Below are 22350 nucleotides of genomic sequence, written 5' to 3'. Positions count from 1 at the left end.
CGGCGCTGTGGCGGCTCTCCTTGCGCCAGAACTCCCGCATGTTCCAGGCCCAGAAGCCCGATGAAATCCTCAGCATCTTGCTGCAAGAGCACGGCATCACCGACTACGCCTTCGCGCTGAAAAACGAGCACGCCCAGCGGGAGTACTGCGTGCAGTACCGGGAGACGGACCTCGCGTTCGTCAACCGGCTGGCCGCCGAAGAGGGGTTGTTCTACTTCCACGAGTTCGAGCAGGGCAAGCACCGCATCGTCTTTGCCGACGATGCGGCGGCCCTGACCGCCGGCCCCGAGCTGTTCTTCAATCTGGGCAACCGTTCGCTGGAGCAGGGGCCCTACGTGCGCCAGTTCCACTACCGGGAGGCGGTGCGCCCCTCAGATGTGGAGCTGAAAGACTACAGCTTCAAGACCCCGGCCTATGGGCTGTCTCACAAGAAGCTGGGGGCCGAGCTTGAGCACCAGCGGGGCAGCTACCAGCACTTCGACTACCCGGGCCGCTACAAGCTGGACCCGAGTGGCAAGGCCTTTGCCCAGCACCGGCTGGATGCGCTGCGCAATGACGCGGTGACCGGCAGCGGCAAGTCCAACTGCGCGGCACTGCTGCCGGGTCAGACCTTCGCCCTCACCGAACACCCGAACGGTGGCTTGAACACCGACTGGCAAGTGGTGCGCATCAGCCATGTGGGCCAACAGCCTCAGGCGCTGGAGGAGGAGGGCGGCAGCGGCCCCACCGTCTACCACAACGAATTTGCGGTGGTGAAGGCCAGCACCAGCTGGCGTGCCCGCATCGGCAGCCCAGAGGCGCCCCACAAGCCGATGGTGGACGGCCCGCAAATTGCCACCGTGGTGGGGCCGGAGGGGGAGGAGATTTACTGCGACGAGCATGGCCGGGTGAAGCTGCAGTTCCCCTGGGACCGCTACGGTTCCAGTAACGACCAGAGCTCCTGCTGGGTGCGGGTGAGCCAGGGCTGGGCCGGTGGCCAGTACGGCATGCTGGCCATCCCGCGCATCGGCCACGAGGTGATTGTCTCCTTCCTGGAAGGGGACCCGGACCAGCCCATCGTGACCGGGCGCACCTTCCACGCCACCAACCGACCCCCCTACGAGTTACCGGCTAACAAGACCCGCACCGTGCTGCGCACCGAGACCCACCAGGGCGAGGGCTTCAACGAGCTGCGCTTCGAAGACCAGGCGGGGCAGGAAGAGATTTACCTTCACGGTCAGAAAGACCTGAACGTGCTGATTGAGAACGATGCGGCCTGGCACATCAAGCATGACCAGCACACCGACATCGACAATGAGCGGGTGGCCCGCATCAAGGCCAATGACCATCTGACGGTGGAGGGGGAGAAGCGGGACCAGGTCAAGGCTGATTACTCGCTCACCGTGGATGCGTCTATGCACCAGAAGCTGGGTCAATCCCTACTGGTGGAAGCGGGCAGTGAGGTGCACCACAAGGCGGGCATGAAAATAGTGATGGAGGCGGGCTCCGAGTTGACCCTGAAAGTGGGAGGTAGCTTCGTCAAAATCGACCCGAGCGGTGTCACCCTCAGCGGCGGCTCCATCAAGATGAACTCGGGTGGCAGTCCGGGGGCTGGCTCCGGCTGGGGTGGGCAGATGCCGAGCTTGCCCGGTGCGGTAGAGGTCGTAGCCCCACCCAAGCCGCCGCTGTTTAAGGCTATGCCGCCCCTTGAAAAGCCGGTCTGTATTCCTTGCATGCTGAGAGCCATGGCTCAGGGCGATGCCGTGGTGAAGGGAGAGTAAGATGCTACCTGAATCAATCTGGCGTGAAGGAAAGACGGTAGCACTTCTCGAAGCGGCCAATCTCAGTGCCGAGCAGCGAGAGAGGCTGAATGAGGGGCGTTTTTTGCCGCTCTATCTGCACGACGACCTGTTTGATCTGGTCAATCTTGGCCCCTGGCTCTGGCTGTGCTCACAACTGGATGCAGGCTTGCTTGCCGAACTCGCCGAGCAAGGGCATGTTGTTGGGCTGATTGACTGCGAGCGACCAGTGGAAGCCCTGCAAGAGCAACTGGCGCTCGGGGCAAGGGTAATAGAGCCGGGTGGCAAGTACAGTATGTTGTTGCGGTTCTATACACCTGATGCCTTACCCTTGTTGCTTGACCAGCAGAATGCGCCCTGGCTTGGCGGTATCTTTGGCGGCATCAGCTGTTGGTGGCTGCGGGAGTGCGATGGCAACTGGCGTGAGCTGGTCTTGTCTATCCCCCCGACAGAACCAGAGTTGCTCCAACTGACCCCGGCACTCTATCAGGCACTGGAAGGCTCACCGCAAGCCCATCGCCTGCTGGCTCTCTGGCAGTCAGGGGAGAACATCGCTCAGTTTCCGCCTTGTGAGAGGATGGCCATGGTCCGCAAGGCGCTCGACAAAGCCAAGCAAACTGGGGCAACCGACGCTCAGTTAATGCTCTGGGGATTGGCCTATCTGGAAGGTGGGCGTTCTGCCCTGGAAGAACAAAAGAGACAAGCATGACAGTAGAAAGAAGCCTGACACGATTTATCTCCACGATGGCTACGGCAGCGTGGGACTTGATGCCTCGTTGGGGACGCTGGCTGAGTGCCATTGTACTGGTGCTCTGGCTGGGATGGACGTTTCTGGTGCAGGAGCGTCATGGCGGGGCCTCTATCGACGTTGCTTCCGTGATGGACCGCCCCATCAGCTACGTCTACGTCAACGGTAACATGGGCAGTAATGCGTTTGCGTTTGACGGATTAAATGCTGGCGGTGGTAGTGCTGGTCCCTATCGGATCGACGGCGACACGGTGAAGATCGATTGGGAACTCGATATGACCGAGGAGCAAGAGAAAGCAGGCTACCAATTTGAAAAGCACTCGGTCACTTTGCCCATGCCCAAACGGGAAAAGGGGCAGGATGATTTCTGTGTATTGATGCTACCTGACAATACCCCGATGGTACGCTGGGCCCATAGCTGCGTTGTAGAGATGGATAGTATCGTTGACACCTACCGTACGAGGAAAGGAAGATGATCGACAGGGATGATTTAGCATGCCGCATAGCTCGTGAGGAGAGCCTCCATCAGGCAGGTATTGGCACCTGCTCTCTAGCATTGCAGATTGGTTTCTTCTTCGATGGTCGCCAGCGGAATATAAATGTTGATGAGGACAGTCAGCGGTTGACCAATGTAGGGCGTCTGTTTCGAGCACATCCAAGGGAAATGACCGCAGCACTGACATCTTCATATACCTATGACAAAGTCTATATTCCTGGCTTGGGCACGCAGCTTGATGACACCACTGCTGAGCGACTGGACAGCATTCTGGATGCAAGGCAGCAGGCGTTGGCTGGCGATTACCTTGACGATCTGAAAGATCAAGCTAAAGAAACTGTGGTCGAAGCTGTCAAAGGGGATTGGAGCAAGGTTCTGACCAATAAACTCGGCGATATGCTGACCCTGAAGAGCAGTTTCGAGGCATCGGCCTCAGCGGCCAAAAATGCGGCCAAGCGAGCATTGGTTGAGGCCATAGCCCCCATCCGGGATCTCCCGTGGGTCGCCGACTTGTTTATGACCGGGGTCGATGCCAGAGTCGATTATGCCAAGAATAAGTTCAAACTGAGCGTGTCTGCTTCCAAAGAACTGAACAAGCTTCCCATCAAGTTGATCCAGGTATCGGTCTTCGGGGCAGATTTGGGGGCGGCTCTTGCCCGCCGCTTTATCGAGGAGCTGCTGGAGTCAGTCTGTACCAAAGTGGGCAACGAGTACCGCTATGAGGAGAGCAAGGTCGAGGTGATCTTCGCTGGTCTGTTCGACAGCTCACGGCGTAGCCTGCTCGATATGGGGGACACTGTTGCGGAGGTATCTGACTGGGCAGGTCTGTTGACCAAGAATCCGGCTGGCGTGCCGTTGGGCGTGGTGGCTGGGGCCAAGGTGATCGAGTATGACAAGCCACTCCATCCTGCCGTCAAGCGAGCCCTTCATCTGGTTGCCGCCCACGAGCGGAGAGACTATCGCCCCCTGCTACCCCTTGGGCCGCTCAAGCCAGGTTGGCGGGAGGAGCTCTGCCCTGGCATCAGCGAAGATGTTACTGGGGGCTTACTGCCCAACGAACAGCGGCCCAGTGCCGAGCTTTGCCGGGTGCCGCTTAGAAAAATGTTTGATACCGCTCGTCGGGCTCAGGTGCCCTTCCCCAACTTCCGGTCGTTGGAAAAAACATCCCGCAAAGTGGCGAGCTACTTCGTTATGCTGGACAACTTGGCGGGACGCTCAGTGCAGGATTTCAGCGACTATTACCAGCAGTGGGCCGGTCGAGTCGACCCGACTCCGGCAGGTTTTGAACGCCATATGACTTGTTACTGCACCTGGCTGGGGGAAAAGCGGTTCGACTACGAGGCTCGTCTGGAAGTGGCGCGTGGTAGTGAACGCGCTGAACTCAAGGCGCGTTGGGGCTGGCTTGAGCAGGTAGGGAAGGATGCAGATGACATCGTGATGTGGCAACGTTACAACAGCAAGACGGTACAGGCTGCCAAGCGGGTGAAGTTTTTTAATGACTCAATGCGAGCTCCACCAACTGTTGATGCATTCTTCAACTATTTCATGCATGACTTCAGCTCGAAGGAGCTCATGCACGCCACCCTCGACGCTCAGGCCAACACCATGCTTAGCAGTAACAATTTCTTCGTTCCCCGTGGCATTGAGGCCGTTGAGCCAGGTTAGGAGGCTGTTGCATGCAGCCATATAAAAATTGGTCGGCCGCATTGTTGAGTCTGCTGGGTAATAAGCACATACAGGCCATCCGCAGACTGAGAATATTTTTGATATTGATGAGGAAGAAGGAAGGTTTTTATATATCCCCACCGCCGTGCCAGCAGCCAATATATTACCAATACAAATAGACATGAACCAACTGTCAGCAAGGAGAGACGCGAGCTGATAGGTAACAAGGAATCATGATGATAAAGCGATGGATGTGGATCCTGGGGATGCTCTGCCCCTTGCTGGCCTGCGCGATGGAGGCGCCGCTAAAGCCCTTTTCTTGGCGTTATGGCACCGGCAGCAATATCGATAGAACTACAAATACCAAGACAGAGTTTTATCGTGATGGCGAGTTGGTTTATGCCGACCGCTTGGCTGGAGGGGGGGGCTGGCGGCTTGCTTGCCGATCGCATAAAAGGGCAGCACTATTACTGGGCTGGCGGTGGTGGTCTGCCTACGGACGGCGTGCCTGTACCCGATAAAGCCGTGATCGAGATGGTTTCATCTCATGATCGCAAGCGTTACCGCATCAAGGTGAATTTACCCGCAGATTTAGAAAAACAGATGCGCCAAGCTTATTTAGTTGACGGGCGCTATGATCGCCGAAATCGCCTCTATTTCGGCCTAGCTCCCGGTGGTTATTTTGAGGTCGTGCTAACCGGAGGGGGACTGCAATTGAGCCCTGATCTGTTGCTCACCCGTGGCATTGCCAAAGAGGTGACTGACGACTGGTATGATAAAAAGGTTTCGGTAGCTCGCCAATATGGAATAGACGACTTCGACAAGGAGTATGGCGCGTTATTCAAACAATATCCTGTGCCGCTCGGGATGGACTGGGCATCCATTATGGATGCCTACCGCGCCAAACAGCCCAAAACAGATCAAGAACCGGTCAACTGAGAGGCTTGAATATTGAATTATGGCACTAGCAACGAGTTAACAATAGCTCTATTGTGGACGTTTCCTGCCTCTGTTTATTTTATATAGTCATCTCATTCTATAATGTCCATATCCATCTAAAGGCCGATTGTGCCGAAGGGGTGGTACATCTTACCGTATAGGATGAGGTGCGGACTCTACCTCGTTAAACGACCAGTGGTTAATCTGGTTACGCTGGATCAGCTTTGGATCCAATAAGCCACAAAACAAAAGGTGGTGGAAAACTTGGCTTATTCACTATCCCTCGTTGATTACCGCGCGCTGCGTCGTGATTATTTGCATCATAGCGCCAGTAGTCAAGGGATTGCTAACCCAGCTAATACCAATAAATACGAGGCAACAGTCAGCAAGGAAAGGCGCGAATTGATAGGGAACAAAAAGGAATGATATTAAATAAATTATTTATCCTGAGTAACCTTGTGTGGTCTCTGGCGGTTTATGCAGTACAGCCGATTTATTGGATTTATGGAACCGGAAGTAATATTGATGAGATTTGGACTAGTAAAGCTGAATTTTATCGCAATGACCGTTTGATCGTGAGTTATCCGGGCGGAGGGGGAGGGCCAGAGACTAGTGAAAAGCGTATTATTCAAAAAAAATACTACTGGAGTGGAGGAGATGGTGGGCCGACTAATGGGGCTCCTGTACCAGATAAAGCCATTATTGAGATGGTTTCATTTCACGATCGTAAACGCTATCGCATCAAGGTAGATTTACCCGCCGATCTGGAAAAATGGATACGACAAGAGTACATGGTCGATGGAAAGGTTGAGCGTCGCCATTGGCTATATTTTGGGTTAGCCCCTGGTGGTTATTTTGAAGTGTTGTTACAGGGATTCAGGATTAGGCCTGACCAGCTGCTTGCCCGTGGCATCGCCGAAGAGGTGACCGATGATTGGTATGATAAAAAGGTCTCTGTGGCGCGCCAATATGGCATGGATGATTTCGACAAAAAATATGGCGAGCTATTCAAGCAATATCCCGTGCCGATGGGCATGGACTGGGCTCCGATTATGGATGCCTACCGCGCCAAACAGCCCAGAACAGATCTGGAGCCAGTCAACTAGCCAGCCGCGTTCACAACCTTCGCTTTATGGCATCACCATGGGGCCGGCGACTGAGAGGGCGGCCTCGTCGCCGCGCAGCACTCGGACTATCTCGAGGGCAAACTCGATGGCGGTGCCGGGTCCCTGGCTGGTGATGAGACGATGGGCATCATCCCGCACGACCCGCGCCGTGCTGAGCTGGCCGACGGGCAGCCGGGCCTGAAAAGCCGGGTGACAGGTGACGCTGGCGTCTCCCAGCAGATGGTGATGTTGCAATACCACCACGGGGGCGGCGCAAATGGCCGCCCGCCAGCGGCCGAGCGCCGCCTGCTCCCTGAGCAGGTCGATGGCGAGCGGCGTATCGCGGATCGCCTCGCTGCCGGGCAGGCCGCCCGGCACGACTATGGCCTCGAAGTCACGGCTGGCCAGCTCGTCGATGTGGCAGTCGGCGACCAGTTGCACCCCGCGGGAGGCGCGGATCTGGCGAAGACCCGCCGGGCAGCAGGAGGCGAGCAACACCTCGATGCGGGCCCGCACCAGGGTGTCGACGATGGCGACGGTCTCGATCTCTTCCGAACCCGGGGCTACCAATACCAGTACGCTCATCTGTCACTCCTTCTGCCGGCTATCCAGCCGGGCTCAGCTCTTCTCTTTGATGGCCTGATAGAGGCCCTGATTGACCGGCACCGCGATGCCGTGCTGGGCGGCTCTGGCCAGCAGGAAGCCGGTGATGGCCTCGATCTCGGTCTCGCGGCCCAACTCCATGTCCTGATACATGGAAGAGTAATTGTCGGCGGTGAGCTCCACCACCATCATGGCGCGGCGCAATAGTTCTTCGGCACTGGTGGGCTGGCCTTCGGCCTGCATCACGTCCGCCACTTCCACGCAGATCTGCTGCAGGGCGTCGGCGAAGCGGGGGCCGGTCAGATCGCCATTCTTGAGTCTATACAGTGCGGTCAGCGGATTGATGGCGCAGTTGATGGCGAGCTTCTGCCACTGGCGGGCCAGGATGTGCTCATCCCAACCGGCCTGGCCGAGGGCGGCGGCGAGCTCGTCCGCCAGGCCGGCGTGGGCCTTGGCGGCCTCGTTGACCGGGCCTAGCCAGGTCTCACCCTTGCCGGTATGGCGGAACACGAAGTGACCGTTCTGCATGGCGCCGTGGCTGGTGACGCCGGCGATCACCGGGTTGTGCGGGAACAGCTGCACCACCTGCTCGGCGATGCCCATGCCATTGTGCAGCAAGATGATGGGGATGCCTGCCGCCAGCTTGCCCACCAGCGGGGTCAGGGCCGACACCACCTGGCCAGCCTTGGTCATCACCAGCAGCCGCTTGATCTGGCCGGGCTGACTGACGAAGCCCCGCTCGATGGCGATCAGCTGGGTATGGCCTTCCAGCGAGGTGAAATCGATGCCGGGGTGCAGGGTGGAGCGGTGCCGATCGCGCAGCAAGACGCGGGTCGATTGGCCGCTCAGGGTCAACAGGGATGCGAACACGCCACCCAGGGCACCACAGCCCAGCAGTGACCATTGGGGGGAGGAGGGCTGTCGGCTGTTTTTAAGGTTTAAATCGCGTAATCCGCTTGGCATGGAGAGGCTCAATCAAGGTAGGGGTCGCGTTCCGAACAACCACCTGCCGGGGATAAGTGAAGATGTCGCATGGCGGACACTAACGGGTCTCGCCATTCCTGTGCGCAGGGGATTCTAGCAGAGCAGCCCCATCGAAATCAGCAAATTTGCCGGTTTTCTGGTAGATTTGCCCCCCTATAAGCGCAACTTGAGGAGCCCTGACATGCCGTCATTCGATATTGTCTCTGAAGTCAAAATGAACGAGGTGTTGAACGCCGTCGATAACGCCAATCGTGAACTGGCGACCCGTTTCGATTTTCGTGGTGTTGAAGCCAGCTTCGAATTGAACAAAGAAGAAGTCAAGCTGGAGGCCGATGCCGATTTCCAGCTCAAGCAGATGGTCGAGATCCTGCGCGGAGCCCTGCTCAAGCGCAACATCGAAGGCAATTCCATCGACGTGGGTGACAGCGTTCACTCCGGCAAACGCTTCCACCTGAACGTCAAGTTCAAGCAGGGGATCGAGAAGGAGATCGCCAAGAAGCTGGTGAAGCTGATCAAGGATTCCAAGATCAAGGTGCAGGTCGCCATCCAGGGTGACGAGGTGCGTGTCACGGGCAAGAAGCGTGACGATCTGCAGGAGGCCATGGCACTGGTACGCGGGGCCGAGCTGGGCCAGCCGATGCAGTTCCAGAATTTCCGCGATTGATCGCAGGCGGGGAGGGTTCGGCCCTCCCCCTTGTTCAATGGCAAGACGTTCGATGGCAAGACCGTCGATGGTCGAGCCATAAAAAAACCGGAGCAGCTGCTCCGGTTTTTTGTGTCCGCGATACGTGTTCGATTAGAACTTGTAGGTAACGGAGAAGTAGTGACCGAAACCTGTGGTCTTCAGGCCGTAGGAGCCGTTCTGGATGCCATAGATGTCGTTGAAGTACTTCAGGCCGTAACCGACGGCGTAGCGGTCGGAGTGCCAGTACAGGCCGTTGAACATGGCGGTACCGTCGGTGGAGGTGTCCTTGGCATCAAACAGGTGATCCAGGTAACCCTGATACGCGATGAAGCTGCCGTTGGAGAAGGTGTAGAAAGGCTTGAACCAGTTCATGGAGAACTGATAGCCGTTCCAGCCCTGCTCGCCGCTGCCTTCGTTGACGTGACGGGCATACAGGTTCATGCCAACCTTGCCGAACCAAGGCACCTGTACGTCGGCACCCAGACCGGTCATGGCTTCAAACAGACCATCCGGACCACCCACGTTGATCAGGTTGGCGATGTACAGTTCTTGCACCGGGCCGAAGGAGAGATCTTTGCCGGTCATGCCGTCGATGGAGATACGCGGTGCAAACTTGATGAACAGGTTGTCTTGGTTGTGCTTGTCGTCGCTGTTGTTCTGGAAGATGTCGAAGACGTCGACATAACCGTACAGATCGAAGATACCAGAGCGGCCACCAAACTCCATTTCGAAGTAGGTATCGTTGTAACCACCTTCAGATTCGCTGTAGGGCATCTGATCGATGGTGTGCATCACGTTGAACTGGAACCACTTGTAGTCGTTCTTATGGATGTCACCGCTGTAATCGGCAGCAAAAGCCGGGGTGGCGGAGGCAGCCAGCAGACCGGCAGCGATCAGAGTCTTGGTAAATTTGGCCATTTTATTGGTCTCTTGTGTATTTAGTTGAGGTTTTCCGTAGCCTGCCCACAAGGAGCGGGAGGGATTCTAGCCAAATAAATTCAGCGGATAAACAAGAGCCAGGGAACTTTGTCAGGAATTGTGAATCTAATCACCCCCTCATTGGCGCAAACGCTTGCTATTTGTTCGCTTTCGAAGACAAGTGCTTGTTTCGTTTGGATACCATTATGATCAGCACCATCACCGGGATGCCGAGCAGGCTGGTGCCGATGAAGAAGCTGCTGTAGCCAAACAACTCGACGAAGTGGCCGGAAAAACCGGCCAGCAGCTTGGGCAACAGCAACATGATTGAGCTGAACAGCGCATACTGGGTCGCCGAGAAGGCGACGTTGGTCAGGCTCGACAGGTAGGTCACGAAGGCTGCCGTGGCTATCCCGGCGCTGAGGTTGTCCAGCGAGATGATCAGGGTCAGCAGCTCCAGGTTGTGGCCGACCTGATTGAGCAGCGCAAACAGCAGGTTGGTGCTGGCGGTGAGCACGGCGCCGAGAAACAGGATGCGCAGGGTGCCGAAGCGCATCACCAGCACGCCCCCCAGCGCGGCGCCCACCAGCGTCATGATGACGCCATACACCTTGGTAATGGTGGCCACCTCCGTCTTGCTGAACTGCAGATCCACGTAGAAGCTGTTGGACATCACCCCCATCACCACATCCGAGATGCGATAACAGGCGATGAGCCCGAGGATCAGCAGGGCGGAGCCGCCGTATCGGCAGAAGAAATCGGCGAAGGGGCACCAGATCGCCTCGTAGATCCAGGCCCCCAAACCCGCCAACGGACGCGGCCAGCCCTGACCGAGCAGCAGCGTCTTGCGCATCGCCTGCTGTTCATCCTGACGCTTCACATCGATATCGGGCTCATGACTGAGCAGGGTGGTGATGATGCCAAGGGACATCATTCCCGCCATCAGCAGGTAGGTGAGCTGCCAGCCGCGGTAGTCGTAGCCGCTGTTGCTGCCGAGCCAGGCCGCCAGCGCCAGCGCGCCGGCCCCCGCCATGATCATCGCCAGCCGGTACCCCGTCATGTAGGAGGCCGCCATGGCCGCCTGCAACCGCTCAGGGGCCGACTCGATGCGATAGGCGTCGATGACGATGTCCTGGGTGGCGGAGCAAAACGCCACCAGCAGGGCAAACAGGGCGAGCTGGGCGAGCTGGGTCTTGGGATCGCAGTAGGCCATGCCCACCAGGGAGAGAGCGATCAGCAGCTGGGAGAGCAGCATCCAGCTGCGCCGCCGCCCCAGCAATCGGGAGAGCAGCGGCAGCGGCAGCCGGTCGACCAGCGGTGACCACATCCATTTAAAGCCGTAGGCCAGCGCGACCCAGCTCATGTAACCGATGTCGGTCAGGCTGACATCGGCCTCACGCAGCCAGAACGAGAGGGTGCCAAACACCAGCAGCAGTGGCAGGCCGGAGGAGAAGCCCATGGCAAACAGGGTGAGAACCCGCCTCTCCAGATAGACGACGAGAGAGTCGCGCCAGCTTGTTGTGCGGCTCGGGGGGCGAACAGTGTTCAAATGCCTGACTCCTCTGGGAAAAGGGGGTCATTTTGTCAGGTTCGAGGGGGATAGCCAAGGCAAGCCCGACAGGCGGCAGACAAAAGGCCCACCCCAAGCGGGGTGGGCCTTCAGCCGGACGGCAATCTCTGTCACTGCATGGCGACAGGGATGAGCCGGGGTTACTTGATCGCTTTCTTGTCGGTGCTGCTCTCGGCCAGCAACACCACCTTTTTCAGGATGATGGGGCTGGTCGGCACGTCGTTGGCGCGCAGGATCGAGCTGTAGCCCGTCTGCACCTGGGCCAGCTTGTCCAGCACCTCCATGCCCTCGACGACCTGGCCGAACACGGTATAACCGGCGCCGGCATTGGCGTTGAGGTTATCGTTGTCGGTCAGGTTGAAATAGAACTGGCGGGTGGCGCTGTCCACCGCCTGGGTGCGGGCCATGGCGATGCTGCCACGCTTGTTGGGCAGGCCGCCCTTGGACTCGTTGACCACGGGCTCGAAGGTCGGCAGTTGCTGGAACTGCTGGTTGTAACCGCCGCCCTGCACCACGAAGTTCTGGATCACGCGGTGGAACAGGCTGCCGTCATAGCTGCCGTCCGCCACGTAGCGCAGGAAGTTCTTCACCGTCTGTGGCGCCTGCTTGGAGGCCAGCTCGATCACGATATTGCCGTGGTTGGTCTCCATCCTGACCTTGGGGCCTGCGAACGCCAGCGGGGCGATCAGCATGGCCAGTAACCAGAGTTTTTTCATCTAACTATCCTCGCTCAGCTCGTCGGCTGGCCCTTGAGATAACCGCGCAGCGCCTCGTCTGCCATGATCTGCTGCAATAAACTGCCAAGCTGCTGGTTCAGGATGGACTCCAGTTCGGCCATGCTCGGTTCACCCGGTTCTTCCTTGCTGGAAGACATGTTGAACTGCTTGGTCAGCTTGCTGCCCTGGAAGTCGGCGATCACCTGCAGACTGACCTTGGACTTGGTGACATAGGTGAAGGTCTTCTCTTCCACATTGACCGCGGCGGTGGAGATGGCCAGGGTCAGGTTGGTGGTGCCGCTGTTGCCCACTTCCAGGCCCTGGCTGCGCAGCCCCTCGGCCAGTTTTTCGGCCAGCAGGTTGTTGAGCGGCTGCTCGCTGTTGACCAGCACGGCGGCCTTCTCTTTCTTCTTGATGGAGAAGACATAGGCGGCCTCGCGCTTGTCCACCCCTTCCATGGTGATCCGGTTGCCAGAGTAGTACTGCTGATTGGAGGGGATGACCTGCGGGTTGAGCAGCGCGGTCTCCGGCCAGTGAGTGGCGCAACCACCCAGCATCAGGGCGGCCAGCAGCAAGAGTGACTTTTTCATCATGGGTTTCCTTTAGCTTTATCTTTAGCGTTTGATGGCTTTCAAAATAACGAATTTGCTGTTCGACGCAACGACTTGTGCGTTGGCAAACAGGCGCTTGAGTTTGTTGTGATAGTCCAGATGACGGTTGCCTACTATCCAGAGTTCCCCCCCCTGAGGCAATACCCGGTGCGCGTCGCTGAACATCTGCCAGGCGATATGATCGGTGATCGCCTGCAACTGATGGAAGGGGGGGTTGCAGAGGATCCGATCCGCCGCGCCGACCGCGACGCCGTCGAGACAGTTGTTGACCATGAAGCGGGCGCGGGGCAGGGCATCCGGCAGATTGTGCTCGACGTTCAGCCGCGCCGAGGCGACCGCCATATAGGATTCGTCGATGAAGGTCACCTCCACCTCGGCATCCCGCGCCAGCAGCGCCAGCCCCAGTACCCCGTTGCCGCAACCCAGATCGATCACCTTGCGTGCACTGTGCACAGGCAAATTATCCAGCATGAAGCGGGCGCCGATATCCAGGCTGGTGCGCGAAAACACATTGGCGTGGTTGTGGATCAGCAGGTTGCTGCCCTCCAGTGGCCAAGTGGTCGGGAAGGGGTTAGCCAGGGCCGGGCGCTCGGTGGCCGGCGTGTCATCGACCGTGCAGTGGATCAGGCGCGCCTTCTTCCAGGCCAGGGAGGTCTGGGTCGGCCCCAGGTATCTTTCAAACAGCTTGAGGGTCGAGCTGTGGATGTCTTTCGCCTTGCCTGCGGCCAGGATGCGGGTGGCCGGGGTCACCACCTGGCGCAGGGCCAGCAACTGTTGCTCCAGCAAGGCCTGGTACTTGGAGACCTTGATCACCACCAGCGCGGGGGCTGCGGGCAGTGGCGCCAGCGCATCCTGCAGGGTGACCTGCGCGGGATCCAGCTCGTTCTCGCTCAGATTGGCCAGGGTGGCCTTCTCGCTGATATAGGAGTCGCTCACACAGACCGGGGCATGGCCATGCAGGTAGGCGGTCAGGGCGCCGAAGCCGTCGTTCATGATGATGACGGGGCCGTCCGCCGCGAGGGGGGTCTCGGCGAGCTGGTTGATCAGGTACTCGTCCGCCGCATCCCAGGCCTGCAGGGGATCCTGGCTCTGCCGCGGGTAACGATACAGGGTCAGGCGACAATGGGCCGTGTCGAGAAGGGTTTGCATAAGAAAGCGTCCAAGATGATGCATATAGATGACAACTGCCCGCAGAGTGCTGCCCGGCAGGCGTGTGAAGTGGCGCTATTCTAGCGGGGGCGGAGAATTTCACCAGCCCGGTGCGACGCGCGGTGGCGGCCCTATTTCCCACCGGCCTGATGCATCGGGGGCACAACCCTGGCTACAATGGCCAGACATCCATCTTGGGAGTCTTTGTCGTGAGCATGCAACAACAGATCGAGGCCAAACTGGCCGCAGCCTTGTCCCCCAGTCACCTTGAGGTGATCAATGAGAGCTACATGCACAGGGTGGAGCCGGGCTCCGAGAGCCACTTCAAGGTGATAGTGGTGAGCCAGGCGTTCGAGGGGCAGCGCCTGCTGGGACGCCATCGTCAGGTCAATGCCGTGCTGGCGGACGAGTTGGCCCATGCCATCCATGCGCTGGCGCTGCATACCTATACCGAGGCGGAGTGGCAATTGCGGGAGCAGGCCCCCAAAACCCCGGGCTGTGTCAGCAAGTCCCCCTTTGCCTGAGTCGTTGACCTTTTCATTACTAAATTGTCGATTAATTAACAAAATAATTACAACCCGCTCGTGGCGCGAGCCCCCGGCCCCGAGCGCATCGTCCGCGAGTGAGGATTACTTTTTCTAATCAACCTTTGGGACATGTAAAATTACCCCTAACTGGGTAGTAAAACAAAAAATCCTTTAAAACCACGGGTTGCAGGGGCGGCAGGGAATTATTCATTAGAGGTTAATTTTGTGATAGCGCGGGGATTTTCCCCATTTGGCGTGGCGACTGACTTGTCTAAGGTGGTAAACTCAGTCGCTTTTGAATGAACCTGTATGTTGCTGATTTGTTTGTTTTATCGACAATTTGCCGCGATATTGACGGGCTCATTCAACAACTCGTCGTGATGTATTTCTCGGCGCTAACCAACCTGTCTTCCCTTAACGGTAGTGCAAGTGAGTATGATTACAATTAAAAGAGGACTGGACATCCCCGTGCTGGGTGCTCCGGAGCAAGTAATCTACGATGGCCCGGCCATCACCCGTGTTGCTACACTCGGCGAAGAGTTCGTGGGGATGCGTCCTACTATGTTCGTCAAAGTAGGTGATCGCGTCATTAAAGGTCAGGAGCTCTTCGAAGATAAGAAGAATCCCGGCGTTAAATTCACGGCCCCTGCCACCGGTGTGGTTTCTGAGATCAACCGTGGTGCCAAGCGTGTTCTGCAATCTGTCGTCATCGACATCGATGGCTCTGACGAGCAGGTGACCTTTGAACACTTTGCGTCTGCCGAGCTTGCACAGCTCGAGCGCAGCAAGGTGCAGGAGATCCTGGTCGCATCAGGCCAGTGGACCGCATTGCGTACCCGTCCATTCAGCAAGGTGCCGGCAGTGGGCTCTGCCCCGCGTGCCATCTTCGTCACCGCGATGGACTCCAACCCGCTGGCTGCCAATGCCGAGCTCATCATCAAGGAACAGGCCCAGGCCTTCCTCGATGGCTTGAGCGTGCTGAGCCGCCTGACCGATGGCAGCGTCCACGTCTGCAAGGGTGAAGGCAGTCTGCCGCACTCCAACCTGGCGCAAGTCAAGGAAGCCGTGTTTGTTGGCCCGCATCCTGCCGGTCTGCCTGGCACCCATATCCACTTCCTGGATCCGGTCGGCAGCAAGAAGGTGCAGTGGCACATCAACTATCAGGATGTGATCGCCTACGGCAAGCTGTTCACCACGGGTCAGATCTTCACCGACAAGGTGATCGCTCTGGCCGGTCCGAACGTGGTCAAGCCACGCCTGCTGCGCACCCGCATGGGCGCCTGCATCAGCCAGCTGACCAACAACGAGCTGCGCGCGGATGAAAACCGTGTCATCTCCGGTTCCATCCTGAGTGGTGCCAAGGCCGAAGGGGTCCATGACTACCTGGGTCGTTACCACAATCAGGTGAGCGTGCTGGGCGAAGGCCGTGAGAAAGAGTTCCTGGGTTGGGTCAATCCCAGCGCCGACAAGTTCTCCATCACCCGCACCACCCTCTCTCATCTGATGAAGGGCAAACTCATCAACTTCACTACCACCACCAACGGTAGTGATCGCTCCATGGTGCCTATTGGCAACTATGAGCGCGTGATGCCGCTCGACATCCTGCCGACCCTGCTGCTGCGGGATCTGGTCTCCGGCGACACCGACAGCGCACAGTCGCTCGGCTGCCTGGAGCTGGATGAGGAAGATCTGGCGCTCTGTACCTTCGTCTGCCCCGGCAAGACAGAGTACGGCCCGATCTTGCGTGAGTGCCTGGCCAAGATAGAACTGGAAGGTTAAGCGATGAGTTTCAAGCAACTTCTTGAAAATTTGGAACATCACTTCGAGCCGGGCGGCAAGTACTCCAAGTACTATGCCCTGTTCGAGGCGGCGTATACCCTGTTTTATACCCCCGGGTCCGTGACCCGCAATGCTGCCCACGTCCGTGATGCGATCGATCTGAAACGCATGATGATCATGGTGTGGCTGGCCGTGTTCCCGGCCATGTTCTGGGGCATGTTCAACGTCGGTAATCAGTCCATCGCCGCCATCGCCCATCTGGGCAGCGCGGCCGGTGCCGATACCTGGCAATACACCATCGCGACCCTGCTGGGTGCCTCGCTGGATCCGGCCGTGGCCGGCATCGGCAGCAAGATGCTGATCGGTGCGGCCCACTTCCTGCCCATCTACCTGACCGTGTTCCTGGTCGGTGGCTTCTGGGAAGTGCTGTTCGCCATGGTGCGCAAGCACGAGATCAACGAAGGCTTCTTCGTGACCTCCATCCTGTTCGCCCTGATAGTGCCGCCCGAGCTGCCCCTGTGGCAAGCCGCGCTCGGCATCACCTTCGGTGTGGTGCTGGCCAAGGAAGTGTTCGGTGGTACCGGCAAGAACTTCCTGAACCCGGCCCTGGCGGGTCGTGCGTTCCTGTTCTTCGCCTACCCCGGTCAGATCTCCGGCGATGCCGTCTGGGTGGCCGTTGACGGCTATTCAGGCGCGACCGCGCTGAGCCAGTGGGCCCAGGGCGGCCAGATGGCGCTGATCAACGGTGCCACCGGCGAAGCCATCAGCTGGATGGATGCCTTCCTGGGGAACCTGCCAGGTTCCATCGGTGAAGTCTCCACCCTGATGATCCTCATCGGTGCGGCCATGATCGTTTACATGCGGATCGCCTCCTGGCGCATCATCGCCGGTGTGATGATCGGTATGGTGGCCACCTCCCTGCTGTTCAACGTCATCGGTTCCGATACCAACCCCATGTTCAACATGCCGTGGCACTGGCATCTGGTGCTGGGCGGCTTCGCCTTTGGTATGGCCTTCATGGCGACCGATCCGGTCTCCGCCGCCTTTACCAACAAGGGCAAGTGGTGGTACGGCGCCCTCATCGGCGTCATGGTAGTGCTGATCCGGGTAGTGAACCCCGCGTTCCCGGAAGGCATGATGTTGGCCATTCTGTTTGCTAACCTGTTTGCCCCCTTGTTTGACCATTTCGTGGCGCAGGCGAACATCAAGCGGAGGATCGCACGTGGCGTTTAATAAAGACTCAACCATCGGCACCCTCACCGTGGTGACCGGTCTGTGTCTGGTGTGTTCCATCGTGGTCTCCGTGGCCGCCGTGGGGCTGCGCCCGGCTCAGCTGGAAAACAGGGCGCTGGACAAGCAAAGCAACATCCTGTCCGTTGCCGGTGTCGATGTCAGCTCCGTGGCCAAGCGTGATCTGGCCCAGCTGTATGGCAACAAGATTGAAGCGCGCCTGGTCGACCTGACCACCGGTGAGTTCGTTGACGGCGATGCCGACAACTTCGACACCAAGCTGGCGGCGAAGGATCCGGCCAAGAACATCCGTCTGGCCCCGGCCGACGACAAGGCTGGCCTGCGTCAGATCTCCAAGCTGGTGCCGGTGTTCTTCGCGAAGGACGCAGAAGGCAAGGTCGACAACATCATACTGCCGGTCTACGGCCAGGGTCTGTGGTCCACCATGTACGCCTTCGTGGCGGTCGCGGCCGATGGTCAAACCATCAAGGGCATCACCTACTATGATCACGGCGAAACACCGGGTCTGGGCGGCGAGATCGAGAATCCGGCCTGGCGTGAACTGTTCGTCGGCAAGAAGCTGTTCGATCAAGACGGTCAGCCCGCACTGCGGGTGATCAAGGGGCATGCTCCGGCTGGTTCCGAGCATGACATCGATGGCCTGTCCGGCGCGACCCTGACCGGCAATGGCGTACAGCACACGTTTGACTTCTGGATGGGACCCAAGGGCTTTGGTCCTTTCCTGGCCAAGGTTCGTGCAGGAGAAATCAACAATGGCTGACAAGAGCGAAATGAAAAAATTGCTGTTGACGCCTGTGCTCGGCAACAACCCCATCGCCTTGCAGGTGCTGGGTGTCTGTTCCGCGCTGGCCGTTACCAGCCAGATGAAGACGGCGTTCGTGATGACGCTGGCCGTTACCGCGGTCACCGCCTTCTCCAACCTGTTCATCTCCCTGATCCGCAATCAGATCCCGAACAGCGTGCGGATCATCGCCCAGATGGCGGTGATTGCCTCGCTGGTTATCGTGGTTGACCAGGTGCTCAAGGCCTATGCCTATGACATCTCCAAGCAACTGTCGGTATTCGTGGGCCTGATCATCACCAACTGCATCGTGATGGGTCGTGCCGAAGCCTATGCCATGAAGAGCGCCCCGCTGCCCTCCTTCCTAGACGGTATCGGCAACGGTCTGGGTTACGGCGCCGTGCTGCTGGCCGTGGCCACCGTGCGTGAAATCCTGGGCTCCGGCACCTGGTTCGGTATCGAGCTGCTGCCGCTGGTGAACAATGGTGGCTGGTATGTGCCTAACGGCCTGCTGCTGCTGCCGCCGAGTGCATTCTTCATCATTGGTCTGATCATCTGGGGCGTTCGCACCAAGGATCCCAAGCAGGTGGAGGCAAAGGATTAAGGTATGGAACACTATCTGAGTCTGTTGATTCGTTCGATCTTCATCGAAAACCTGGCGCTCTCCTTCTTCCTGGGGATGTGTACCTTCCTGGCGGTGTCCAAGAAGGTCAAGACGGCCATGGGTCTGGGTATCGCCGTCATTGTGGTACAGACCGTGGCCGTGCCGGCCAACAACCTGATCTACAACTACGTCCTGAAAGATGGCGCCCTGGTATCCGGCCTGGATCTGAGCTTCCTGAGCTTCATCACCTTCATCGGGGTGATCGCGGCGCTGGTGCAGATCCTGGAGATGGCGCTGGACAAGTATTTCCCTGCGCTCTACAACGCCCTGGGCATCTTCCTGCCGCTCATCACCGTGAACTGCGCCATCTTCGGTGGCGTCTCCTTCATGGTGCAGCGTGACTACAACTTCGTGGAGTCTGTGGTCTATGGCGTGGGCTCGGGTGCCGGTTGGATGCTGGCCATCGTGGCGATGGCGGGGATCCGCGAGAAGATGAAGTACTCCGATGTTCCTGAAGGCCTGCGTGGCCTCGGCATCACCTTCATCACCGCGGGTCTGATGGCGCTGGGCTTCATGTCCTTCTCTGGTATTTCCCTGTAATCGGAAAGGAAATATAGATGGAAATTATTCTGGGTGTGGTCATGTTCACCGTGATCCTGCTGGCCCTGGTGGCAGTCATTCTGTTCGCCAAGTCCAAGCTGGTGACCGCCGGTGACGTGACAATCAGCATCAACGGCGACCCGGCCAAGGCTGTCACCAGCCCGGCGGGTGGCAAGCTGCTCGGCGTGTTGGCCGGCAGCGGTATCTTCGTCTCCTCCGCCTGTGGCGGCGGTGGCTCCTGTGGTCAGTGCAAGGTGCGGGTGAAAGCCGGCGGCGGCGATATTCTGCCGACCGAGCTGGATCACATCAGCAAGGGCGAAGCCCGTCATGGCGAGCGTCTGGCCTGTCAGGTCACCGTCCGTTCCGACATGGACATCGAGCTGCCGGAAGAGATCTTCGGGGTGAAGAAGTGGGATTGCACCGTTATCTCCAACGATAACAAGGCCACCTTCATCAAGGAGCTCAAGCTGCAGATCCCGGACGGCGAGAGCGTGCCGTTCCGCGCCGGTGGTTATATCCAGATCGAAGCCCCTGCCCACCACGTGCAGTACAAGAACTTCGATATTCCCGAGGAGTATCGCGGGGACTGGGATCGCTTCAAGATCTTCGAACTGGAGTCCAAGGTCAATGAGCCGATCATCCGTGCTTATTCCATGGCCAACTATCCGGAAGAGTTCGGCATCATCATGCTGAACGTGCGGATCGCGACCCCGCCGCCCAGCAACTGGACCGCGCCTCCCGGCCAGATGTCCTCCTATATCTTCAGCTTGAAAGCTGGTGACAAGGTGACCATCTCGGGTCCGTTCGGTGAGTTCTTCGCCAAGGACACCGACGCCGAGATGGTGTTCGTCGGCGGTGGTGCGGGCATGGCGCCGATGCGCTCCCACATCTTCGATCAGCTGCGTCGCCTGAAGACCAAGCGCAAGATGAGCTTCTGGTACGGTGCCCGTTCCAAGCGCGAGATGTTCTATGTCGAAGATTTCGACATGCTGGCCGCCGAGAACGACAACTTCCAGTGGCACGTCGCGCTGTCCGATCCGCAACCGGAAGACAACTGGGATGGCTACACCGGCTTCATCCACAACGTCTTGTTCGAGAACTATCTCAAGAACCACGAGGCGCCGGAAGATTGCGAGTTCTACATGTGCGGGCCTCCCGTCATGAACGCTGCCGTCATCAACATGCTGAAAAACCTCGGCGTTGAAGACGAAAACATCCTGTTGGATGACTTTGGTGGTTAATCCATGCACAGTGTTGTAAAGACCTGGCTAGCCTTCGGGCTAGCCTTTTTCTTGACGGGGTGCGGTCAGGAAACGGTCCAATCCAAGCCGGAGATCCACATCACCGGCAGCACCATGGGTACCTATTATTCCATCAAGGTGGCGGATGGCAGCGTCACCGATGCGGCCAAGCTGCAGGCCGAAGTCGATGTCCTGCTGGAGCGGGTCAACGATCAGATGTCGACCTACAGACCGGATTCCGAGCTGTCGCGCTTCAACCAGCACAAGGGCTCGACCCCGCTGGTGGTGTCCCGCGACACAGCACGGGTGGTGACCGAGGCCATTCACATTGGCCGCGAGAGCCGCGGCGCACTGGATGTGACCGTGGGTCCCCTGGTCAATCTGTGGGGCTTTGGCCCGGACAAGCGGCCGACCAGGGTGCCGTCCGACGAGCTGATCAGCCAGACCCGCCAGAAGACGGGGCTGGGCAATCTGCACGTGATCACCTCCGCCGATGCCGATACCCTGCAAAAAGACATTCCGGATCTCTACGTGGATCTCTCCGCCATCGCCAAGGGCTTCGGGGTGGACAAGGTCGCCGAGTATCTGGAATCCCTGGGGTCGCGCAACTACCTGGTGGAGATCGGCGGTGAGCTGCGCATCAATGGTGTCAATGGCAAGGGACACCCCTGGCGCGTCGCCATCGAGAAGCCGACCGCCAATGCCGGCTCGGTGCAGGAGGTTATCCTGCCGGGGGACAACGGCGTAGCCACCTCGGGTGAGTACCGCAACTACTACGAGATGGATGGCAAGCGCTTCTCCCACACCATAGATCCGGTGACGGGCAAGCCCATCCAGCATCGCATGGTATCGGTGACGGTGATCCACCCCTCCTGCATGACCGCAGACGGGTTGGCGACCGTGTTCATGGTGATGGGGCCGCAGAAGAGCCTGGCCTATGCCAAGGAGCGGGGTCTGGCGATCTTCATCATCACCAAGACGGACGACGGCTTCGAAGAGGCCTATTCGGATGCCTTCAAGCCCTATCTGGTTAAGAAGTAAGGGGTAACAACATGCAGATTTTTCTGATTACCTTCGGGGTGTTTCTGGCGGTAGTGGTGGCCATGGCCATCGGCTACATCTTCCAGAAGAAGACCATTTCCGGTTCCTGTGGAGGGCTCGGCACTATAGGGATCGAAAAGGAGTGTGATTGCCCGGAGCCCTGCGACAACCGCAAGAAGAAGATGGCCAAGGAAGAGGCCCGTCGCAAGATGCTGGTCGATAACCGGATCATCTGACTCGCGGCCCCGGTCGCAACAGCTCTCGAATGCCAGCGAGCCGACCCATGGTCGGCTCGCTTTTTTATGGCGCTCAGTAGTCGTACTGGCGACAGCGCTTCTTGTTGAACTCCGCCTGCCAGCGCGCCAGCTCCTCCCGGGTGCCGAGCTCGTCCCCCTGTTTGATGGCCTTCTCCAGCAGCTCGATGCGCTCGAACAGCCAGCTGCACTCCGCGGTCGGTTGATCCTTGGCCATGCCAAGCAGCGGCAGCAGGCAGAGTCCCAGCCAGAATTTTCTCATCTCTCTCCTCCTTGAGTCTCAGATTGAACGGTGCCTTAAGAG

The 22350-nt window shown here is 58.5% G+C and carries 23 protein-coding genes and 1 pseudogene; 16 read left to right on the top strand and 8 right to left on the bottom strand.

The window, feature by feature from the left end; translation table 11 throughout:
- From KW825_RS08995 to KW825_RS08970, 6 genes and pseudogenes are all read left to right on the top strand, one after another.
- A partial coding sequence (locus KW825_RS08995) for a type VI secretion system tip protein VgrG (protein ID WP_218328976.1) occupies positions 1 to 1760 on the top strand: 1760 nt, incomplete at its 5' end.
- Between the two features lies 1 nt (position 1761).
- A complete protein-coding gene (locus KW825_RS08990) occupies positions 1762 to 2487 on the top strand; it encodes a DUF4123 domain-containing protein (RefSeq protein WP_218289813.1) in 726 nt (241 codons plus the stop codon).
- Positions 2484 to 3002: a DUF3304 domain-containing protein gene (locus KW825_RS08985; protein WP_218328975.1), complete on the top strand. Its 519-nt coding sequence runs from the start codon at positions 2484 to 2486 to the stop codon at positions 3000 to 3002. The genes KW825_RS08990 and KW825_RS08985 overlap by 4 nt, the downstream gene beginning before the upstream one ends.
- Complete coding sequence (locus tag KW825_RS08980) at positions 2999 to 4687, top strand: DUF2235 domain-containing protein (protein WP_218328974.1); 1689 nt, start codon at positions 2999 to 3001, stop codon at positions 4685 to 4687. Before KW825_RS08985 ends, KW825_RS08980 begins: the two co-directional genes overlap by 4 nt.
- 251 nt (positions 4688 to 4938) lie before the next feature.
- Positions 4939 to 5626: pseudogene (locus KW825_RS08975) on the top strand (DUF2931 family protein).
- A gap of 422 nt (positions 5627 to 6048) precedes the next feature.
- A complete protein-coding gene (locus KW825_RS08970) occupies positions 6049 to 6732 on the top strand; it encodes a DUF2931 family protein (RefSeq protein ID WP_218328973.1) in 684 nt (227 codons plus the stop codon).
- A 24-nt stretch (positions 6733 to 6756) separates the two neighbouring features.
- Here the strand turns inward: KW825_RS08970 and KW825_RS08965 are convergent, their stop codons facing one another.
- Both KW825_RS08965 and KW825_RS08960 read right to left on the bottom strand, forming a co-directional pair.
- Positions 6757 to 7317: a DJ-1 family glyoxalase III gene (locus tag KW825_RS08965; protein ID WP_218328972.1), complete on the bottom strand. Its 561-nt coding sequence runs from the start codon at positions 7315 to 7317 to the stop codon at positions 6757 to 6759.
- 33 nt (positions 7318 to 7350) lie between these two features.
- Positions 7351 to 8298, bottom strand: coding sequence for a ketopantoate reductase family protein (locus tag KW825_RS08960; RefSeq protein ID WP_218328971.1), 948 nt, complete (start codon positions 8296 to 8298; stop codon positions 7351 to 7353).
- Positions 8299 to 8500: 202 nt separating this feature from the next.
- Between KW825_RS08960 and KW825_RS08955 the strand changes: the two genes are divergently transcribed.
- Positions 8501 to 8983 carry a YajQ family cyclic di-GMP-binding protein gene (locus KW825_RS08955; RefSeq protein ID WP_033132093.1) on the top strand — a complete coding sequence of 161 codons (483 nt, stop codon included), beginning with the start codon at positions 8501 to 8503 and terminating at the stop codon, positions 8981 to 8983.
- A gap of 132 nt (positions 8984 to 9115) precedes the next feature.
- Here KW825_RS08955 and KW825_RS08950 read toward each other — a convergent pair whose 3' ends face one another.
- From KW825_RS08950 to KW825_RS08930, 5 genes are all read right to left on the bottom strand, one after another.
- Entirely contained in the window at positions 9116 to 9922 is an 807-nt protein-coding gene (locus KW825_RS08950; RefSeq protein ID WP_033132094.1) for an outer membrane protein OmpK, read from the bottom strand.
- 157 nt (positions 9923 to 10079) lie between these two features.
- The gene (locus KW825_RS08945; RefSeq protein WP_218328970.1) at positions 10080 to 11471 is read right to left on the bottom strand and encodes an MFS transporter; all 1392 of its coding nucleotides are present in this window, start codon (positions 11469 to 11471) and stop codon (positions 10080 to 10082) included.
- Between the two features lie 161 nt (positions 11472 to 11632).
- Positions 11633 to 12208: a peptidylprolyl isomerase gene (locus tag KW825_RS08940; protein ID WP_218328969.1), complete on the bottom strand. Its 576-nt coding sequence runs from the start codon at positions 12206 to 12208 to the stop codon at positions 11633 to 11635.
- Positions 12209 to 12222: 14 nt separating this feature from the next.
- Positions 12223 to 12798 (bottom strand): YajG family lipoprotein, encoded by a 576-nt coding sequence (locus KW825_RS08935; RefSeq protein WP_042654104.1) that lies wholly within the window; start codon positions 12796 to 12798, stop codon positions 12223 to 12225.
- A gap of 24 nt (positions 12799 to 12822) precedes the next feature.
- Positions 12823 to 13968 carry a methyltransferase gene (locus tag KW825_RS08930; protein ID WP_218328968.1) on the bottom strand — a complete coding sequence of 382 codons (1146 nt, stop codon included), beginning with the start codon at positions 13966 to 13968 and terminating at the stop codon, positions 12823 to 12825.
- Between the two features lie 215 nt (positions 13969 to 14183).
- Between KW825_RS08930 and KW825_RS08925 the strand changes: the two genes are divergently transcribed.
- From KW825_RS08925 to nqrM, 9 genes are all read left to right on the top strand, one after another.
- Positions 14184 to 14492: a BolA family transcriptional regulator gene (locus KW825_RS08925; RefSeq protein ID WP_042654102.1), complete on the top strand. Its 309-nt coding sequence runs from the start codon at positions 14184 to 14186 to the stop codon at positions 14490 to 14492.
- Positions 14493 to 14930: 438 nt separating this feature from the next.
- Complete coding sequence (locus tag KW825_RS08920) at positions 14931 to 16274, top strand: Na(+)-translocating NADH-quinone reductase subunit A (protein ID WP_042654101.1); 1344 nt, start codon at positions 14931 to 14933, stop codon at positions 16272 to 16274.
- A 3-nt stretch (positions 16275 to 16277) separates the two neighbouring features.
- A complete protein-coding gene (locus KW825_RS08915) occupies positions 16278 to 17507 on the top strand; it encodes an NADH:ubiquinone reductase (Na(+)-transporting) subunit B (RefSeq protein ID WP_042654100.1) in 1230 nt (409 codons plus the stop codon).
- Positions 17497 to 18285: a Na(+)-translocating NADH-quinone reductase subunit C gene (locus tag KW825_RS08910; RefSeq protein WP_042654099.1), complete on the top strand. Its 789-nt coding sequence runs from the start codon at positions 17497 to 17499 to the stop codon at positions 18283 to 18285. The genes KW825_RS08915 and KW825_RS08910 overlap by 11 nt, the downstream gene beginning before the upstream one ends.
- Entirely contained in the window at positions 18278 to 18910 is a 633-nt protein-coding gene (locus KW825_RS08905) for an NADH:ubiquinone reductase (Na(+)-transporting) subunit D (RefSeq protein ID WP_042654098.1), read from the top strand. The genes KW825_RS08910 and KW825_RS08905 overlap by 8 nt, the downstream gene beginning before the upstream one ends.
- Before the next feature lie 3 nt (positions 18911 to 18913).
- A complete protein-coding gene (nqrE, locus tag KW825_RS08900) occupies positions 18914 to 19510 on the top strand; it encodes an NADH:ubiquinone reductase (Na(+)-transporting) subunit E (RefSeq protein WP_005330713.1) in 597 nt (198 codons plus the stop codon).
- Between the two features lie 17 nt (positions 19511 to 19527).
- Positions 19528 to 20751: an NADH:ubiquinone reductase (Na(+)-transporting) subunit F gene (nqrF, locus tag KW825_RS08895; RefSeq protein WP_042654097.1), complete on the top strand. Its 1224-nt coding sequence runs from the start codon at positions 19528 to 19530 to the stop codon at positions 20749 to 20751.
- A gap of 3 nt (positions 20752 to 20754) precedes the next feature.
- Positions 20755 to 21792 (top strand): FAD:protein FMN transferase, encoded by a 1038-nt coding sequence (locus KW825_RS08890; protein ID WP_218328967.1) that lies wholly within the window; start codon positions 20755 to 20757, stop codon positions 21790 to 21792.
- Positions 21793 to 21803: 11 nt separating this feature from the next.
- Positions 21804 to 22028, top strand: a complete 225-nt coding sequence (gene nqrM, locus KW825_RS08885; protein ID WP_042654095.1) for a (Na+)-NQR maturation NqrM — start codon at positions 21804 to 21806, stop codon at positions 22026 to 22028.
- A 73-nt stretch (positions 22029 to 22101) separates the two neighbouring features.
- On the opposite strand, the gene KW825_RS08880 is transcribed toward nqrM, so the two are convergent.
- Positions 22102 to 22308 carry a hypothetical protein gene (locus tag KW825_RS08880; protein ID WP_042654094.1) on the bottom strand — a complete coding sequence of 69 codons (207 nt, stop codon included), beginning with the start codon at positions 22306 to 22308 and terminating at the stop codon, positions 22102 to 22104.
- Positions 22309 to 22350 lie beyond the last annotated feature (42 nt).

The organism is Aeromonas sp. sif2433, assembly GCF_019218705.1.
Taxonomy (GTDB): Bacteria; Pseudomonadota; Gammaproteobacteria; order Enterobacterales; family Aeromonadaceae; genus Aeromonas; species Aeromonas encheleia.
Note: the sequence above shows the minus strand (reverse complement) of the source record. Positions and strands in the feature narration are given on the sequence as shown.

Excerpts from the sequence above, each read along its gene's own strand:
- KW825_RS08990 (WP_218289813.1), top strand. The coding sequence starts at position 1,762 with ATGCTACCTGAATCAATCTGGCGTGAAGGAAAGACGGTAGCACTTCTC.
- KW825_RS08985 (WP_218328975.1), top strand. The coding sequence starts at position 2,484 with ATGACAGTAGAAAGAAGCCTGACACGATTTATCTCCACGATGGCTACG.
- KW825_RS08980 (WP_218328974.1), top strand. The coding sequence starts at position 2,999 with ATGATCGACAGGGATGATTTAGCATGCCGCATAGCTCGTGAGGAGAGC.
- KW825_RS08970 (WP_218328973.1), top strand. The coding sequence starts at position 6,049 with ATGATATTAAATAAATTATTTATCCTGAGTAACCTTGTGTGGTCTCTG.
- KW825_RS08965 (WP_218328972.1), bottom strand. The coding sequence starts at position 7,317 with ATGAGCGTACTGGTATTGGTAGCCCCGGGTTCGGAAGAGATCGAGACC.
- KW825_RS08960 (WP_218328971.1), bottom strand. The coding sequence starts at position 8,298 with ATGCCAAGCGGATTACGCGATTTAAACCTTAAAAACAGCCGACAGCCC.
- KW825_RS08955 (WP_033132093.1), top strand. The coding sequence starts at position 8,501 with ATGCCGTCATTCGATATTGTCTCTGAAGTCAAAATGAACGAGGTGTTG.
- KW825_RS08950 (WP_033132094.1), bottom strand. The coding sequence starts at position 9,922 with ATGGCCAAATTTACCAAGACTCTGATCGCTGCCGGTCTGCTGGCTGCC.
- KW825_RS08940 (WP_218328969.1), bottom strand. The coding sequence starts at position 12,208 with ATGAAAAAACTCTGGTTACTGGCCATGCTGATCGCCCCGCTGGCGTTC.
- KW825_RS08935 (WP_042654104.1), bottom strand. The coding sequence starts at position 12,798 with ATGAAAAAGTCACTCTTGCTGCTGGCCGCCCTGATGCTGGGTGGTTGC.
- KW825_RS08930 (WP_218328968.1), bottom strand. The coding sequence starts at position 13,968 with ATGCAAACCCTTCTCGACACGGCCCATTGTCGCCTGACCCTGTATCGT.
- KW825_RS08925 (WP_042654102.1), top strand. The coding sequence starts at position 14,184 with ATGCAACAACAGATCGAGGCCAAACTGGCCGCAGCCTTGTCCCCCAGT.
- KW825_RS08920 (WP_042654101.1), top strand. The coding sequence starts at position 14,931 with ATGATTACAATTAAAAGAGGACTGGACATCCCCGTGCTGGGTGCTCCG.
- KW825_RS08915 (WP_042654100.1), top strand. The coding sequence starts at position 16,278 with ATGAGTTTCAAGCAACTTCTTGAAAATTTGGAACATCACTTCGAGCCG.
- KW825_RS08905 (WP_042654098.1), top strand. The coding sequence starts at position 18,278 with ATGGCTGACAAGAGCGAAATGAAAAAATTGCTGTTGACGCCTGTGCTC.
- nqrE (WP_005330713.1), top strand. The coding sequence starts at position 18,914 with ATGGAACACTATCTGAGTCTGTTGATTCGTTCGATCTTCATCGAAAAC.
- nqrF (WP_042654097.1), top strand. The coding sequence starts at position 19,528 with ATGGAAATTATTCTGGGTGTGGTCATGTTCACCGTGATCCTGCTGGCC.
- KW825_RS08890 (WP_218328967.1), top strand. The coding sequence starts at position 20,755 with ATGCACAGTGTTGTAAAGACCTGGCTAGCCTTCGGGCTAGCCTTTTTC.
- nqrM (WP_042654095.1), top strand. The coding sequence starts at position 21,804 with ATGCAGATTTTTCTGATTACCTTCGGGGTGTTTCTGGCGGTAGTGGTG.
- KW825_RS08880 (WP_042654094.1), bottom strand. The coding sequence starts at position 22,308 with ATGAGAAAATTCTGGCTGGGACTCTGCCTGCTGCCGCTGCTTGGCATG.